The sequence below is a fragment of the Bacteroides finegoldii DSM 17565 genome, from assembly GCF_000156195.1.
Lineage (GTDB): Bacteria > Bacteroidota > Bacteroidia > Bacteroidales > Bacteroidaceae > Bacteroides > Bacteroides finegoldii.
The window spans coordinates 241662-256538 of the sequence record NZ_GG688325.1; the positions used below are offsets into that span (position 1 = coordinate 241662).

General features: G+C 47.5%; 22 protein-coding genes and 1 pseudogene. 13 read left to right on the top strand and 10 right to left on the bottom strand.

Annotated features, from left to right (window positions below):
- Positions 1 to 4 precede the first annotated feature (4 nt).
- The 12 genes and pseudogenes from BACFIN_RS07670 (at position 5) to BACFIN_RS0219960 (ending at position 8890) form a co-directional block, all read left to right on the top strand.
- Positions 5 to 277: a DUF3876 domain-containing protein gene (locus BACFIN_RS07670; RefSeq protein WP_016661987.1), complete on the top strand. Its 273-nt coding sequence runs from the start codon at positions 5 to 7 to the stop codon at positions 275 to 277.
- 79 nt (positions 278 to 356) lie between these two features.
- Positions 357 to 986 carry a DUF4141 domain-containing protein gene (locus BACFIN_RS07665; protein WP_005651616.1) on the top strand — a complete coding sequence of 210 codons (630 nt, stop codon included), beginning with the start codon at positions 357 to 359 and terminating at the stop codon, positions 984 to 986.
- Position 987: 1 nt separating this feature from the next.
- Positions 988 to 1995 (top strand): conjugative transposon protein TraJ, encoded by a 1008-nt coding sequence (traJ, locus tag BACFIN_RS07660; RefSeq protein ID WP_005651614.1) that lies wholly within the window; start codon positions 988 to 990, stop codon positions 1993 to 1995.
- Between the two features lie 24 nt (positions 1996 to 2019).
- Positions 2020 to 2643, top strand: coding sequence for a conjugative transposon protein TraK (traK, locus tag BACFIN_RS07655; protein ID WP_005651612.1), 624 nt, complete (start codon positions 2020 to 2022; stop codon positions 2641 to 2643).
- Positions 2644 to 2660: 17 nt separating this feature from the next.
- Positions 2661 to 2987 (top strand): TraL conjugative transposon family protein, encoded by a 327-nt coding sequence (locus tag BACFIN_RS07650; protein WP_007754683.1) that lies wholly within the window; start codon positions 2661 to 2663, stop codon positions 2985 to 2987.
- Positions 2935 to 4260 (top strand): conjugative transposon protein TraM, encoded by a 1326-nt coding sequence (gene traM, locus BACFIN_RS07645; RefSeq protein WP_007754684.1) that lies wholly within the window; start codon positions 2935 to 2937, stop codon positions 4258 to 4260. Before BACFIN_RS07650 ends, traM begins: the two co-directional genes overlap by 53 nt.
- A 212-nt stretch (positions 4261 to 4472) precedes the next feature.
- Positions 4473 to 5321 (top strand): annotated as a pseudogene (gene traN, locus BACFIN_RS07640) (conjugative transposon protein TraN); the annotation flags it as partial.
- Between the two features lies 1 nt (position 5322).
- Positions 5323 to 5907, top strand: coding sequence for a conjugal transfer protein TraO (locus tag BACFIN_RS07635; protein ID WP_032839664.1), 585 nt, complete (start codon positions 5323 to 5325; stop codon positions 5905 to 5907).
- Between the two features lie 3 nt (positions 5908 to 5910).
- Positions 5911 to 6804, top strand: coding sequence for a DNA cytosine methyltransferase (locus BACFIN_RS07630; RefSeq protein WP_007754697.1), 894 nt, complete (start codon positions 5911 to 5913; stop codon positions 6802 to 6804).
- A 13-nt stretch (positions 6805 to 6817) separates the two neighbouring features.
- Positions 6818 to 7261: a DUF3872 domain-containing protein gene (locus BACFIN_RS07625; protein ID WP_007754699.1), complete on the top strand. Its 444-nt coding sequence runs from the start codon at positions 6818 to 6820 to the stop codon at positions 7259 to 7261.
- The gene (locus BACFIN_RS07620; protein ID WP_007754701.1) at positions 7258 to 7827 is read left to right on the top strand and encodes a hypothetical protein; all 570 of its coding nucleotides are present in this window, start codon (positions 7258 to 7260) and stop codon (positions 7825 to 7827) included. The genes BACFIN_RS07625 and BACFIN_RS07620 overlap by 4 nt, the downstream gene beginning before the upstream one ends.
- Entirely contained in the window at positions 7820 to 8890 is a 1071-nt protein-coding gene (locus BACFIN_RS0219960) for a hypothetical protein (protein ID WP_007754710.1), read from the top strand. The genes BACFIN_RS07620 and BACFIN_RS0219960 overlap by 8 nt, the downstream gene beginning before the upstream one ends.
- Before the next feature lie 89 nt (positions 8891 to 8979).
- On the opposite strand, the gene BACFIN_RS07615 is transcribed toward BACFIN_RS0219960, so the two are convergent.
- From BACFIN_RS07615 to BACFIN_RS07590, 6 genes are read right to left on the bottom strand one after another with little or no spacing between them, the layout of a single operon-like run.
- Positions 8980 to 9219 carry a DUF3873 family protein gene (locus BACFIN_RS07615; RefSeq protein ID WP_007754712.1) on the bottom strand — a complete coding sequence of 80 codons (240 nt, stop codon included), beginning with the start codon at positions 9217 to 9219 and terminating at the stop codon, positions 8980 to 8982.
- A 27-nt stretch (positions 9220 to 9246) separates the two neighbouring features.
- Complete coding sequence (locus BACFIN_RS07610) at positions 9247 to 9834, bottom strand: hypothetical protein (RefSeq protein ID WP_007754714.1); 588 nt, start codon at positions 9832 to 9834, stop codon at positions 9247 to 9249.
- 20 nt (positions 9835 to 9854) lie between these two features.
- Positions 9855 to 10112, bottom strand: a complete 258-nt coding sequence (locus BACFIN_RS07605) for a hypothetical protein (protein ID WP_005643513.1) — start codon at positions 10110 to 10112, stop codon at positions 9855 to 9857.
- An 18-nt stretch (positions 10113 to 10130) separates the two neighbouring features.
- Complete coding sequence (locus tag BACFIN_RS07600; protein ID WP_005643512.1) at positions 10131 to 10349, bottom strand: hypothetical protein; 219 nt, start codon at positions 10347 to 10349, stop codon at positions 10131 to 10133.
- A 6-nt stretch (positions 10350 to 10355) separates the two neighbouring features.
- Positions 10356 to 10844 (bottom strand): SLOG family protein, encoded by a 489-nt coding sequence (locus BACFIN_RS07595; RefSeq protein ID WP_007754718.1) that lies wholly within the window; start codon positions 10842 to 10844, stop codon positions 10356 to 10358.
- An 11-nt stretch (positions 10845 to 10855) separates the two neighbouring features.
- Positions 10856 to 11119, bottom strand: coding sequence for a hypothetical protein (locus BACFIN_RS07590; protein WP_032839667.1), 264 nt, complete (start codon positions 11117 to 11119; stop codon positions 10856 to 10858).
- A 566-nt stretch (positions 11120 to 11685) separates the two neighbouring features.
- Here BACFIN_RS07590 and BACFIN_RS07585 point away from each other — a divergent pair.
- Positions 11686 to 11958, top strand: a complete 273-nt coding sequence (locus BACFIN_RS07585; RefSeq protein WP_007754727.1) for a hypothetical protein — start codon at positions 11686 to 11688, stop codon at positions 11956 to 11958.
- A 209-nt stretch (positions 11959 to 12167) separates the two neighbouring features.
- On the opposite strand, the gene BACFIN_RS07580 is transcribed toward BACFIN_RS07585, so the two are convergent.
- From BACFIN_RS07580 to BACFIN_RS07565, 4 genes are all read right to left on the bottom strand, one after another.
- Positions 12168 to 12518 (bottom strand): hypothetical protein, encoded by a 351-nt coding sequence (locus BACFIN_RS07580; RefSeq protein ID WP_007754732.1) that lies wholly within the window; start codon positions 12516 to 12518, stop codon positions 12168 to 12170.
- 1 nt (position 12519) lies between these two features.
- Positions 12520 to 13440, bottom strand: coding sequence for a ribonucleotide-diphosphate reductase subunit beta (locus BACFIN_RS07575; RefSeq protein WP_032839668.1), 921 nt, complete (start codon positions 13438 to 13440; stop codon positions 12520 to 12522).
- Between the two features lie 100 nt (positions 13441 to 13540).
- The gene (locus tag BACFIN_RS07570; RefSeq protein WP_007754738.1) at positions 13541 to 13954 is read right to left on the bottom strand and encodes a hypothetical protein; all 414 of its coding nucleotides are present in this window, start codon (positions 13952 to 13954) and stop codon (positions 13541 to 13543) included.
- 45 nt (positions 13955 to 13999) lie between these two features.
- A partial coding sequence (locus tag BACFIN_RS07565) for a site-specific integrase (RefSeq protein WP_007754739.1) occupies positions 14000 to 14877 on the bottom strand: 878 nt, incomplete at its 5' end.

The window sequence follows — 14877 nt, forward strand, 5'->3', positions numbered from 1 at the left end:
GCCTATGGAGTATGAAACCTTGTTTCCGCTCTACTGGATATGCGGGGAGTGGAAAAGCAACCGCAAGTCGCCGCCCGTTACCGTATTCCGTGACGGTGGCGCATACAAGATTGCCCTGACCTACCACCTTGATGCGGTGGTGGTAGGCACGATCCACCAAAGCGGCGGCATCATCTGGGCAGACCTGCTGGGGAGGGTGCAGCTCGCTTATGACCGGGAGGAAGACCGGCTGGTGCTGGCTACCGAAGGGATCTATGTACGTGCGGATGACTCATAGGGAAAATGGAGAACCCCGGTTCTCCCGTAAATGACAGTAACAACTATCCGATTTATTCAACATTAAAATTTTAAAAGACATGAAACGAATTATGGCTGTCTGCCTGGCCGGGCTTCTTTGCCCGATTATGGCAGTAAAGGCACAATGGGTGACGTTCGATCCCTCGAACTTTGCACAAAGCATCGTGAATACAACCCGCAATGTGGTGCAGACCACGACGACGGCAGAAAATATGGTGAAGAATTTTCAGGAAACAGTCAAGATCTACGAACAGGGGAAGCGTTATTACGACGCATTGAAAGCGGTCAACAATCTGGTTAAGGATGCCCGCAAGGTACAGCAGACCGTTCTTCTGGTCGGTGAAATATCGGACATCTATGTAAACTCTTTCCAGAAAATGCTGACGGACGAGAACTATACGCCGGACGAGCTTTCGGCAATCGCTTCCGGATATGCGAAGATGCTGGAAGAGAGCAGCGGTATGCTGAACGAGATGAAGACGGTCGTAACCTCCACCAGCCTTTCCATGACGGATAAGGAGCGCATGGATGTGATCGACCGTGTGTACCGTGACGTAAGAAACCAACGCAATCTGGTCAGGTATTACACGAACCGGAACATCGGCATCTCTTACCTGCGTGCAAAAAAGAAGAACGATACCCGAAGGGTGCTGGACTTGTACGGAACGGACAATCAAAAATACTGGTGACATGACGGGCGAGGAAACTTTCAGCAACCTTCACGAAGTGTTGCGCAACCTTTATGACGAGATGATGCCGCTCTGTTCGGACATCACGGGTGTGGCTACCGGAGTGGCCGCACTGGGTGCACTGTTCTATGTGGCCTCACGGGTGTGGCAGGCTCTTTCGAGAGCCGAGCCGATTGACATTTACCCGCTCTTCAGACCTTTTTGTCTGGGTGCGTGCATCATGTTCTTCCCCACATTCGTTCTGGGAACTCTCAACGGCATCATGAGTCCTGTGGTTACCGGCTGCCACGATATAATGGAAGGCCAGACGCTGAACATACGGGAGTATTCCGAGAAGCGGCAGAAGCTGGAATACGAGGCGATGACAAGGAATCCGGAAACGGCGTATCTGGTCGACAACGAGGAATATGAACGCCAGATCGAGGATCTGGGATGGTCGCCTTCGGACTTGAAAGCGATGGCGGGCATGGCGGCGGAACGCTTCAAATACCAGGCCAGGCAGGGCGTGAACAATTTTCTCCGCAGCTTTCTGGAACTGCTGTTCCAGTCGGTTTCGCTGGTACTGGACACGCTGAGAACCTTCTTCCTGATCGTATTGAGCATTCTGGGGCCCCTGTCGTTCGCCATATCGGTGTACGACGGCTTCCACAATACGATGATCCAATGGATTTGCCAGTATATCAGCATCTATCTGTGGCTGCCCATATCCGACCTGTTCAGCTCCGTGCTGGCAAGGATTCAGGTACTGATGATCGAAAAGGACATCGCCGCACTGAGCGATCCCGCCTATGTGCCCGACGTGAACAATTCCGCTTACATCATCTTCATGCTGATAGCCATTGTGGGGTATTTCACCATTCCGACAGTATCCACATGGGTGATTCAGGCATCGGGAGCCGGCAACTACGGCAAGCAGGTCAACTCGTGGTCATTGAAGGGCGGACGTGCGGCTGCCGCTGTTTCCGGTGCAGCCGTCGGCCATGTAGCCGGCAAGTTAAGAGGCAGATAACCCAATATAAAATCTTATAAACATATGGAATTTAAGAGTTTGAAGAATATAGAAACGAGCTTCCGGCAAATCCGCACGATGGGTATCGTGTTCGTTTCGCTCTGTGCTCTGGTTACCGGCTATGCTCTCTGGAGTTCCTACCGGTTCGCCGAACGGCAGAGGGAGAAAATCTATGTGCTGGACAATGGGAAGTCCCTGATACTTGCTCTTTCCCAAGACCTTTCGCAGAACAGGCCGGTGGAGGCGAAAGAACATATCCGGCGTTTTCACGAGCTGTTTTTCACCTTGTCGCCCGACAAGGCGGCTATCGAGTCGAATATCCGCAGGGCGTTGTTCCTGTGCGACGAGAGTGCGTTCCGCTACTACAAGGACTGGGAGGAAAAGGGGTATTACAACCGTATAATCTCGGCCAATATCAACCAGAGCATCCGGGTGGACAGCGTGGCGTGCGACTTCAACAGCTACCCGTATGTGGTAACGACCTACGCACGGCAGTCGCTGGTCAGGTCAAGCAACATCACGGAACGGAGCCTTGTAACCCGTTGCCGGCTGTTGAACTCGGTCAGGTCGGACAATAACCCGCACGGCTTCACGATGGAGCAGTTCAATATCGTGGAGAACCGGGATTTGAGAACCATTGAACGATAACTTAAAAAAGACAGGAAATGAACCGATTGAAAAAATGGATCAGGTACGTGCCTGACAGGATAGACGACGGACTCCGCTATCTGTGCGGACGGATGTCGCCCGATGTACGGCTCGTCTGCGTGGTGGTCATGCTCACCGGCTTCGGCTGTCTGTCGATATACATGACGGTATCTTCGATATACCGCATCGGCAGGCATGAGGGGGAGCAGTTGCAAATGGAGCATATCAGGCGGATGAAGCTGTACAGGGGGATAAACAAGGATAGTATAAACATTAAAAACCAAGTGGATTATGGAGAACCTAAAAAATCAGGAACGGCAACCGGCGAACGCTGCAACGCCTGAAAAGGCGGAAGAGAAAGGGCAAACGCCGAAACAGGGGAAGAAAGAGGCCAGACCTCTGACTCCGGAAGAGATGCTCAAGCGGAAGAAGATGCTCGTGTATCCGTTGTTCTTTCTCGTGTTTCTGGGAGCGATGTGGCTGATATTCGCTCCTTCGGACAGCGACGAGCCATTAAGGGAGGGATTCAACGTGGATGTTCCGATGCCGGAGGACAAGGGGCTGCTGTCGGATAAAAAGACCGCCTACGAACAAAGTGCCTTTGAAAAGAAACAAAAGGAGAAAATGAACACGCTTCAGGATCTGGCGGTATCACTGGAACAGGAAGAGCCGGCAGCGGACGAAGTATTCCTGACGGAAGAGGACACGGACAATGGCAGTCCGTCTATCCGTTCCTCGGCCAATGCCTATCAGGACATCAACCGGCAGTTGGACAGTTTTTATGAAACACGGCCTGCGGAAGACGATCAGAAAACACTGGAACTGGAATGGCGCATTCAGGAGCTGGAGCGTCAGGCGGAGGAAGAGCGCAAGGCCAGAGAAAACAGCGAGGAGCAACTGCGGCTGATGGAGAAGTCCTACGAGATGGCGGCAAGGTACATGCCGGGCGGCGGTGAAACCAAACAGGTCGCCGTGTCCTCCTCTACGGGTAAAACGCCGGTCTGCCCGGTTACGCAGGTAACGGAACGGGTGGTCAGCCTGCTGGCCGCACCCCTGTCCGATGAAGAGTTTGCCAGACAGTACGGCAAACCCAGAAACATGGGTTTCCACACGGTGGGGACAGTCCGGAGCCGTACGGAAAGGAACGGTATCCGTGCCTGCGTGTACAGGACGGTAACGGTTTCGGGAAGCGACGGTCAGGAAGTAGGTCTGCGCCTGCTGGAGCCGGTGCAGGCCGGGGAGTTGTACATACCCGCCAACACGATACTGACCGGCACGGCGAAAATCAGCGGTGAGCGCATGGAAATCACCGTTTCTTCGATTGCCTTTCAGGGAACAATCCTGCCGGTGGAGCTGGACGCTTATGACACGAGGGGCATGAAGGGCATTGAGGTCAGGGGATCGCAGGAGCTTACCGCCGTCAAGGAGATGGCGGCCAACATGGGCTCGGCAATGGGAAGCAGCATCAACATCTCCACCAATGCCGGCGCACAGCTGGCTGCGGACTTGGGCAAAGGGGTGATACAGGGCGCATCGCAATACCTTTCCACAAAGTTCAGGACTGCCAAGGCGACTTTGAAGGCGGATTACGAGCTACTGCTCGTGTCAAGACAATAAACGGTTAAAATCAATTTATCAATCAAGAAAAAACAACAAGCATGAAAAAAGTAATTTTAATGATGGCTTTTGCCATTGGTATGACCGGTGCGTATGCACAAAAGACCGTAAAAATGGAAAAGACGGGAAATGACACGGAAGAAACGACAGATTCCGGAGAAACGGAAACCATGCCGCTGCCGGATAAGGAGGACGCAAGGCGCAGTCCGTCCACCGGTGATCTGTTTGACGGGCTGACACGCCCGGTGGCATTCGACCGGATGGTTCCTCCATACGCTTTGGAGGTGACATTCAATAAAACGGTACACCTTATCTTCCCGGCTGCTATCAAGTATGTGGATCTGGGATCGGCAGACATTCTTGCCGGTAAAGCGGACGGTTCGGAGAACGTGCTTCGGGTGAAAGCGGCGTTGAGGGACTTCTCCCGTGAAACGAATCTGGCGGTGATCACGGATGACGGCAGCTATTATACATTCAATGTGAAGTATGCGGACGAGCCGACCAAGCTGAATATCGAGATGAAAGACTTCATCCATGATGGCGAGGCGGTGAACCGGCCGAACAACTCTCAGGAAATCTACCTTACGGAACTCGGCAGCGAGTCCCCGCTGCTGGTACGGCTGATCATGAAGTCCGTCTATGACAACAACAAACGTCTGGTGAAGCATATCGGCTGCAAGCGCTTCGGCATCCAGTATATCCTGAAGGGGATTTATACGCACAACGGTCTGCTTTATTTCCATACGGAACTGAAAAACGCTTCCAACGTGCCGTTCTCCGTTGATTTCGTTACTTTTAAGGTGGTGGACAAAAAGGTTGCAAAACGTACCGCCATTCAGGAACAGGTTATCGTGCCGCTTCGTGCCTTCAACTATGTAACGGCGGTTGATGGAAAAAGCAAGGAACGGACGGTATTTACCCTGCCCAAATTCACCCTTCCGGATGACAAGCAGCTGGTTGTCGAGATGAACGAGCAGAACGGGGGAAGGCATCAGCGGTTTATTCTGACCAACGCCGAGCTGATCCGTGCCAGAGTCATTAACGAGCTGAAGGTGAAATAGTATGAAAAGGGTATCTGTTATTATATGTATGTTTTTGTGCTTTGTCCTGACGGACAAGGCACATGCCCAACGTTGCCTGCCCGGTACAAAAGGGCTGCGTATTACCGCCGGTATGACGGACGGTTTTCACACTGCGGACAAACGTAACGGATTGGGTTACCATTTCGGACTAGGAACGGACAGATATGTGAACGGCTGCCATAAGTGGGTATTCGGGGGCGAGTATCTCCAGAAGTATTATCCATACAAGGACATACGTGTCCCGGTTTCCCAATTCACTGCGGAAGGCGGCTATTATTATAATTTCCTTTCGGATGCCAACAAGGTGTTTCTCTGCTATGCCGGCGGTTCGGTGCTGGCAGGATATGAAACCGTGAATTGGGGCACAAGTACGTTGTTCGACGGCTCACGCCTGTGTGCCGGGGATGCGTTTGTCTATGGCGGTGCGGTATCGCTGGAGATAGAAACCTACCTTGCCAACCAGGTGGTATTGCTGTTCCATGCCCGTGAGCGTTGCCTCTGGGGAAATGACAGCGGACACTTTCATTTCCAGTTCGGGGTGGGCGTCAAATTCATAATTGATTAGGGCATGGTTCTTTTGGAATTATTTTCGGGTATTGGCGGCTTTAGTAAAGGATTGCAGGCTGCCGGATACTCGTTTGAGAAAGTATATTTCTCGGAGATAGAAAAAAATGCAATCGCCAACTTCAAATACAATTTTCCTTATGCGGAACATATCGGATCGGTTACAGAAATCGGAACAGCGGAAATCGGACATCCCGACATCATCACTTTCGGAAGCCCTTGCCAGAATTTTAGTTCAGTCGGCGACGGCAGCGGGCTGCGTGGAGAGGCAAGTTCCCTTGTCAGGTATGCTGTCGAAGCCGTCGGGAGATTCAGACCTGACGTTTTTATCTGGGAGAATGTTAAGGGAGTCTTCTTCGCAAAGCATCGATCAGATTTTTGGAGCATTATCAAAGCGTTTGCCGACATTGGCGGTTATCGACTTGAATGGCAACTGTTTAATACGGCATGGTTTCTACCCCAAAACAGAGAGAGAATCTACCTTGTCGGACGTGTTGCAGACCGGTGTACCGGAGATGTATTTCCTTTCCCGGCGCCGGGTGGAGGGAATCATCCGTGCAGGAAAGACACGGTTCATTCCCATACCTGCGGAACGATAACACGTAACTATTACAAACAGCCCAATTTCGGCAATTATCTGATAAACCTGCAACCGGGGGAAACTTTTGACGGACAGCCGAACGAAGAACAGAAATCCCGAATCCGTATGCTGACGGAAGTGGAGTGCGAACGCTTGCAAGGCTTTCCCGATGATTTTACCAGATACGGAATTATCAACGGGGAAGTGAGGGAAATCTCACGAGCCAACCGGTATGCGATGCTCGGCAATGCCGTGAGCGTACCGGTGGTACGTGCCGTAGCGGAACGCATCAGAAATAGTACTGTTTTAAACGATTAAATTTTTAATGTGTATGAAAAAGATGATAGAAACATTGTTTATTGTTACATTCATGCTTGTCGGTATGATATGTGTAACCGCCTGTTCTGACAAATTGGATGTTCAGCAGGTGTATGAGTTTGATCTGGCGACCTTGCCGGTGCAGACGACAATCGTAAAGGGCGAGGAAGCGGAAATCCGTTGTCAGCTTGTAAGAAGCGGCGAGTATCAGGACACCAAATACTTCATCAGGTACTTCCAACCGACAGGCAAAGGGGAACTTCGCATGGAGGACGGTACGGTGCTATTGCCAAACGACCTGTATCCGTTACCGGAAGAAACGTTCAGACTCTATTACAAATCACTTGACACAGACCAGCAGAAAATAGATATTTACATTCTTGATTCCTTCGGTCAGGTTGTACAAAAGTCTTTTGCCTTTAATAATGAAGAAGATGAAAAGGAGGATACCGAATGATTTATGCCGGATATACCCCGAAAAAAAGCAGCGACGAGCAGTATACTCCGGCTTATGCGGTGGCTCCTATAATCAAATATATACCCGGAAATAAAATAGTCTGGTGTCCGTTTGATACAGAGCATAGTGAGTACGTGCTTGCGCTGAAAGCCGCCGGTATCAGAGTGGTTCACTCCCATATCCTTACCGGTGAGGACTTCTTCGTTTACGAGCCGGAAGAGTGGGATCTGATTGTTTCCAATCCTCCGTTCAGTATCAAACAGAAGGTTGTGGAACGCTGCCTTGCACTCGGCAAGCCGTTTGCGTTACTGCTTTCCAATCTTTGGCTGAACAGCAGTGCACCGGTTCACTTGTTCCGAGAAAAGGAGATGCAGATGTTGTTGTTCGACAAACGTATCCAGTTTACGGAAAAGAACGCTGCCTATTTCGGATCAAGTTACTTTTGTTGGGAAGTCCTCCCAAGACAGATTGTGTTTGAGAATCTGAACCGTTCCAAATATGAAGAGAGCCGGATGGCTGATGACATGAGGAAATTGATAAAACCTTTAATGAACGGGCATGAATAGGAAACAGGAAGATGCGGATATAAAATCAGTACAGGAAAATCCCGGATATTTTCGGGATCTTCCTCCGGAACGTAAAACTGAGAATGTATGCTGGCACGCTGTCAATGCCGACAGTGCCAATGTGCGTCATGTACCGGAAGAAATGTTCTCCTACGAGATTGTCGGTATGGCTCTGACAAACAAACCCGATTCCATACATGATATGCCTTGTGGGGTACTGAAGTGCTTTTTGCCGTTGATTCTGGAAGATGACCGGTATCTCCGGGAGGCACTGCCGAAAGACGACATACCTTTGGAGGTATATGAGGAGATGGTCAGACGGAACGGAAAGGCTCTGGAATATGTGCCTGAAGGCATGAGAACACCGGAAATCTGCCATACCGCATTATCAAAAGTAAAGCACGATCCGGCTGTGCTGTTGCCCTATGTTCCTTATCCCGACATTTGTCTGGAGATTATGAAATTGCTTGAAGGGAAATGGAGATGTTCGGATTTGATGCGTTCTGTCCGGTGGAACATTATAGATGACCGGATGGCGGAATATGCTGTAAGCAGGGACGGCTATGCAATTTCGTCTGTGCCGGTACACCTGCAGACGGAAAAAATGGTCTGTCAGGCTGCCGCCGATACCTATAATTCGGCATTGCAGTTGAAAAGCATAAGGTATGATCTGAAGACTGAAAAAGCATATCTTGCGGGAATGGACAAAAATGTACCGGAAAGTTTTCTGAACATCCCACCCGATAAAAGAAGTGCGGAAATCTGCCTTCAAGCGGAAAAGTGGTATCCGGAACTATTGAAAAAGCAACCGGAACTGATTCCCGATATTGTCAGAAACAGCTGTAACGTATATTCTCTCAATCACAAAATGGAACAATGCACGGGCACAAAGTTCTCTGTCGGGCAGATAAAAAAACTGTATGATGGGAAGGCTTTGCCTGTTAAGGAAATTTGGACTCCGAAGGGGGTAATGAAAGATGTGACGGTTTCCTTTGACAAAAGGCTGAAAGAGTTCAACTTTTCACCGGTCAGACAAATCAAAAGAAAAGGAATAAAACTATGACATGTGAACTCTCCTTGCAGACAACCGGCAAGGAGAGTTCTTTGGTGCAAATGGTTAATAACTCTCTCAACCTTATTATATCTTGTTTTTCAGATATTTATTGTTCTGTCATATACTTTCTTTGTTTTTGTAATCAACCATTCGTCACGTTTCTGTCTGCACTCTTCCAATGTGGACTTCACACAGGAAAAAAGTTCGTTGTCTGCCGTGTCCCTGTAATCATAATGGTAAAACGTGCGCCTTTTCCGTCCTACGGTCATTTGGAATTTTTCATATTTCTCACCCGTCTTGCAGGTTGAAACTCCGTTCTCGTTCATTTTTGTTGCCATAACTTATGATTTTATAGTTTGTGAATATTAAAACAGGCTTAACTGTCGGGGCTGTGTGTATTTCCGCTTGAGTTCCAACAGTTTTTCTTTCAAACTGCGGATAACCTTCGGGTTGTAATTGCTTCTGTCGGAAACAGACCAACATTCCGCTTTGTTGTATTGTCGTTCCAACAGGCGGATGCCTTGCCGGACAGCTTCCTTATAATCTCTAACAGGCTCATCCCAAACGGACGGGTGGCTGCCGCCTCCGGCTGTGCCGGTACACCAGTCGATGGATACCGCATACGTCCCGTCAACGGATTGCCCGATATGGATCGTGTTGGAAGTATCCAATTTGATTTCTTCAACTATCGGTAACATACCATTAATCCGACCGTGTTCGTTGAACCGCTTGCCGACATAGCCGAAAATCAGCCCTCTTTCATACGTGCGTACATTGAGTATGATATGTCGTACACTCTTGCCGAAACTTTCGAAGTAGGCGATTTGTTCCGTGTCATTGCGGCGTAGTGCCAACAAGTACCGGAGGACTGTGCTGCGTTCCACCCTGCAAGGACTGTATTCTACAATCTCCTGCAATTTCTCTTCTCGTGTCATTTGAAATATTGGCTTCATGTCATTTATGTATTAGAGGATTAAAATGTCGCAATGAATAACCGGCTTTGGATGAACTGCACGCTTCCTTTGGAAATGCGCTGGTTGCACCAGAAATGGTGTGAGCCATAGCCGTAGGTGAAAAATTCGTCCAGTTCGGTCGTTTCCCGAAGTTTGTCAATGGATTGGCGGAGTTCCTCTTCCGTCCGGCAAAAGAGAAGGGTATTTACCAGTCGGATAAGGAGTGCAGGGATTTTCTCATCCCATGCACAAATTACGGTTTCAAATGTTACATTCATATTTTCCTGATTTATTCATTAGACAGTCATCTTTAAAATCTCTCTCCAGTATATCGGCTCTACCTCACTGAGAAGAAAGTCGATAAAATCTTTTCTCGCCTCTTTACACAATTCCCGGTAAAGTTCTCCAAAAGTGGTGATGTTGCCGTTCAGGTAGGTTTCCACCATATACTCGAAAATGTTGTTTACCTCGTAATATCTGCACTGCTGTGCGACAGTCCTACTATATCGTTTCATAAGGCTTTATTTATAAAGGTTTATAATGTTTCTGTTCATCATCCGTGCTTTTCCTACGGTATAATAAGTACCGCCATAGGGCTGCTTGTCCCAATAGGCCAGGACGATTTCGGAGTTGTCAATCAGGTAGTCGTTCCTGTGATGGAAGCACCCTTTGCAGTAATCTTCCCTGAGAATGACCGGTTCATCGGCAGTTTTCATTATCCGGTCGTATAAGGACTTGTTCTCCGGGCGGTATCTGTCTGACTGCCGGCGGAACGGCACAACGGCAATGAGCCGAATATCCGTGTATTCCATTTTGAGGTCGGCTACCGCTTGGGCTGCAAGCAAATCAAAGCCTTCCGCCATTCCGCTTAGAAAGTAACGATAGCCCAGACTATACAACCTTTTCACTTGCGAAACTATATCCAGATAAAGATACAGCATACGGACTTGGAGGATACGCTCTGAACGGTGTCCGGTGAACGCTACTGATTTTGTAATATCCATTGTCATAACTGTGTGTATTAAAGTATTAATAACCAAATGATAATCCCGACTACGACAGCGAAGGAAAGAATGAAAACCAGACAACCCCATGCGAAGCGGATCACGTCCGTTATCAGTTCTTTTACAAGCCACAGACCGATAAGCCACGCCAAAAGACTGCCACCGTACAGACTCCAACAGAAGCCTGAAAGAATGAGCCGAACCGACCAGCCAAACAATTTATGCAGAGGCAGATTGAGTCTGTTCTTATTTCCGTTATGTATTTCTCTTGCTGTTTTCATAATCACGACATTTTTTTTATGCATTGACGAGTTGAGCTGACTTATTTCATGTGCGTCAAAAGGTAGGGTTCAGGAAAAACAAGGTTTTTGGAAAAAATACCTCGTGCCATTTATGGCGCAGGGAAGATTTTTTTCAAAACCGGAACGGCTTGACCTTGTTTTTCCGTTAAGAACCCGAAGTACCTTTGCACTTGAATAAGTTAGTTTAATTCGTTCCTTTGTTTTAAATGTGGAGTGATGGCTACTGAAAACAGTGAGAGAAATACCCCGAAGGAAGTTAGCCTTAAACTTTGCTTAGAATCGTTGTGTTATAAATCCTTTATGCATAAAGCGGTGATTAATACGAAAAAATTTCTACCTTTGTGTTAGCGATGCAAATAGCATCGTGTAATGTGTTCGTTTACCAACGTTCGGAAATCGCCAATTTCAAAAGTGTGAAGGTAAATGAACCGGGTAGGTTATACTTTGACGTAACCTGTCGGTTCACTTTACACTGGGTGTTTGGCGATACCTCGAACGTAGTATCCGGCAGCGTTACGTCAATTTAATATAATAACCTTATTGTTATGGATTTACAATCGACTCCCCTGAAAGGAATAGTCCGGTCTTCAGAAGATGGGCTTTTCTATCTGTTTCCCATTCAGAGTTTATCTACATTGCAAGAGATGAAAGGGCATTTGACCTGTGCGATAGATGTCTTGAGTAATCCGGATGAAAATGATACGGAAAAGCGTTTGGACGCAGTTCGGACATTGAACAGCCTTGTTGCTGCGTTGAGCGTTAATGACGGCGATTACTATGATGCGATAGATATTGCCTTTGAGGAAATCAGAGAGTAAAAATATACAGATAATAATAAAAGCCTTCCTATTTCAAAAACGGAAAAAAGAAAGGTGTTGTACCGGGCAATGTGGGATTCATCATGCTTGCTTGTACAACACTTTTCTACGATTTTGTATGGATGAAAGATCGCTCCGGTTTCGGAGAAATGGGAACGTTCTTTCTACCGATAATGATGCGGCTTTTATTCCGCTATCGGGGTTAAGGATTAGAATGGAAGAACTTCATCCGTTCCGTTATTCATCTGTTCCTGTTCATGCTCTTTACGCCGTTTTTCTTTTTCCTTCTTTTTTTCTTTATCCTTTATTTCCTGTTCTTTAAGTATTTGTTTCAGGGGCTTGACTATATCAGGATGTTCCTTTTTGAAACGTTTATAGAAGATCTCTTCTATAAATTCCGGTAAGGGGGCTTTCCACGACTCTTGCCGGTGGTTATCTATCTTGCCGAGTTTGTCGGGGTTGAGTCCAAGTTCACGTGCCATTTGTACATGGGTATCCGATAGCCGGTGTTTCTTTTGGGCGACTATCCATTTTTCGATCTGGGATTTCTTGATTGCCATATTACTTTTGATTTTCAGATTTTACTGTTTTACCTAAAAACAAACCGGTAACGGATTTTGCGCCGAGTTGTATCAGTTTGCGTTTCATTTGCGTGAAATTCTCGCCGGAAGAGATAATGTCATCTATTAAAAATACATCCCGGTCTTTAAAATAATCGGGATGAAAGATCAAGTTGGATAACTTGTCTTGTCCGTGAGTTCCTTTCATCTGCTCACGGTCTTCTTTTATCCATGTGGCACGAAAACCGTCCACAACTTTAAGCCGATGTGAGAGAAGGCTGCAAAAACGGGCAAAACGGGCGATGTTCCGTTCACGGGTTGCCGCCGGTATGGGGATCAGCACGGCGTTGGCGGCTTTCTCTTTAAAGAACGGCATCCGAGCGATACAAAGCGAGAAGATCTTGGCGACAAGGGCTGCTTGTCGGCCTTCCTTAAATCTAAATACCAGATTACTCGTCTTTCTGTCGAATACCGATATGTCCTTGCATCTGGTCGGGTAATAATCGTGAATATAGAAACACAGTGCTCCGTCGATACGCATCTTGCCTTTGAAGTGAGTATTGTACGGGAAGAACTGGCGCACGAAATCGCTCTCGAAAGTAAAGCGGAGTATGTCACGCCAAAGGATGAGCGTGGTTTCATCCTGTACACGATAGAGTTCTCCGTTGATGCTTTCTTTATCCGACAAACCAATGCCGATTATCAGGCGGTCATTAAAAGCGTCTTTTGATACAATATACCAGTCAAAGGATTGGCAGATGCCCACGATGTCACAATCATTGGAACAAAGGAAGTAGAAGGTATTGTCGGGTTTCTGGATAATCAGAAACTCGCCGGACATTTCGGAAAGGTGGAAATAGTTGCCGACATGGGCTTCCTCTACTTCGCTGAAGGATATGGATATGGTAAGGTTTTCTATCATAACACTGTTATTTGGTGTAAAGATAGGATTTTCAGGAGAAAAAAAAACTTGCCCGTCGGATTTTCGGGCAAGGCTCGCTATTTACAGGCTTCTATGTACATCAGTTATAAGAAATGGTTGTCCGGTTGCTGCCGGGATTGAAAACGACAAGAACTTCGGGCTTTTTCTCTTGCAGGCGTTTGTACTCGCACAGGGAGTTGAGTACCCATTCACGGAACAGTTTCGTGCAATAGGTGTTGATGCGGAAGCTGAGAAATATGATCGCTTCCAGATTATAATAGGTAACGATGCTTTTGTCCTGCTTCTCGGTTATGGTTACGTCGCCGTCATAAAGCAGGCGGGATTTGAAGATGGAGCGCACATTGGCGTCTATTGTCTGCACGAACACTCCGAACAGACGGGCAAGTTCGTGCTTGGTCATCCATACGTTGCCGTTCTCTATCTTTACACTGACGATGGGTTGTTCATCCTTGTTTTCCAAACCGGTGATGGTGATGTATCCTCTATTTTCCATAAGGCGTTGTTTTTAAATGGTGTGACAATATAATGATTTGTTTATTCATACAGCGTTTTGCGTCGTACCTTTTTGCATACTTTTAAGTTTTCGATCCAGCATATTCATGTCATGGCTCAACTTTCTATCCACCACACGGGCATAAATCTGTGTGGTCTGAATGTTGGTGTGTCCGAGCATCTTGGACACGCTCTCAATGGGAACGCCTTTGGTAAGGCAGATTTCCGTCGCAAACGAATGCCGGGCAAGATGGTAGGTGATCCGCTTGTTGATCTGGCAAATAGCAGCTATCTCCGCCAAATATTCATTCATCTTCTGGTTACTGATTACCGGAAGCAGTTTTCCGTTTTTCAACTTGCCCTCATATTTGGCGAGAATATCCAACGGTATTTGCAGTAGGGGAATGAATGACTCCACTCCGGTTTTACCCCTGTCTTTCATAATCCACTTCTTGCCGTCCACACCGATCTTTATGTCCTCACTTGAAAGCGTATAGATGTCACAGTAAGGCAAACCGGTATAACAGCTGAAGATGAAAGCATCACGCACGTGTTCCAACCGCTTTGACTTGAACTCCTTGTAATAGATCGTGTCGATTTCCTCCTGCGTGAGATACCCTCTGTCGGTCTTGTCAAAATTGAACTTGAAATTCCCGAATGGATCGATAAAGCTCAATCCGCTTTTCTGGGCGAACAACAGTATCGTATGGAAACGTTGTACAAATTTCATGGCGGTGTTGTTGCTTACCTCACATTCCTGACGCAAATAAAGGTAGAAGTTCTCGATGTGGGTAACGGTGATTTCCTTCACGGGAATGTCCGACAACTTGTATTCTTTCTGCAAGAACTCTATCATCCGCTGCTTGGTCAGTTCGTAGCGGGAATAGGTCTTTTGCGTGGCAGTCTTGCCGACCTTCTTTGCAT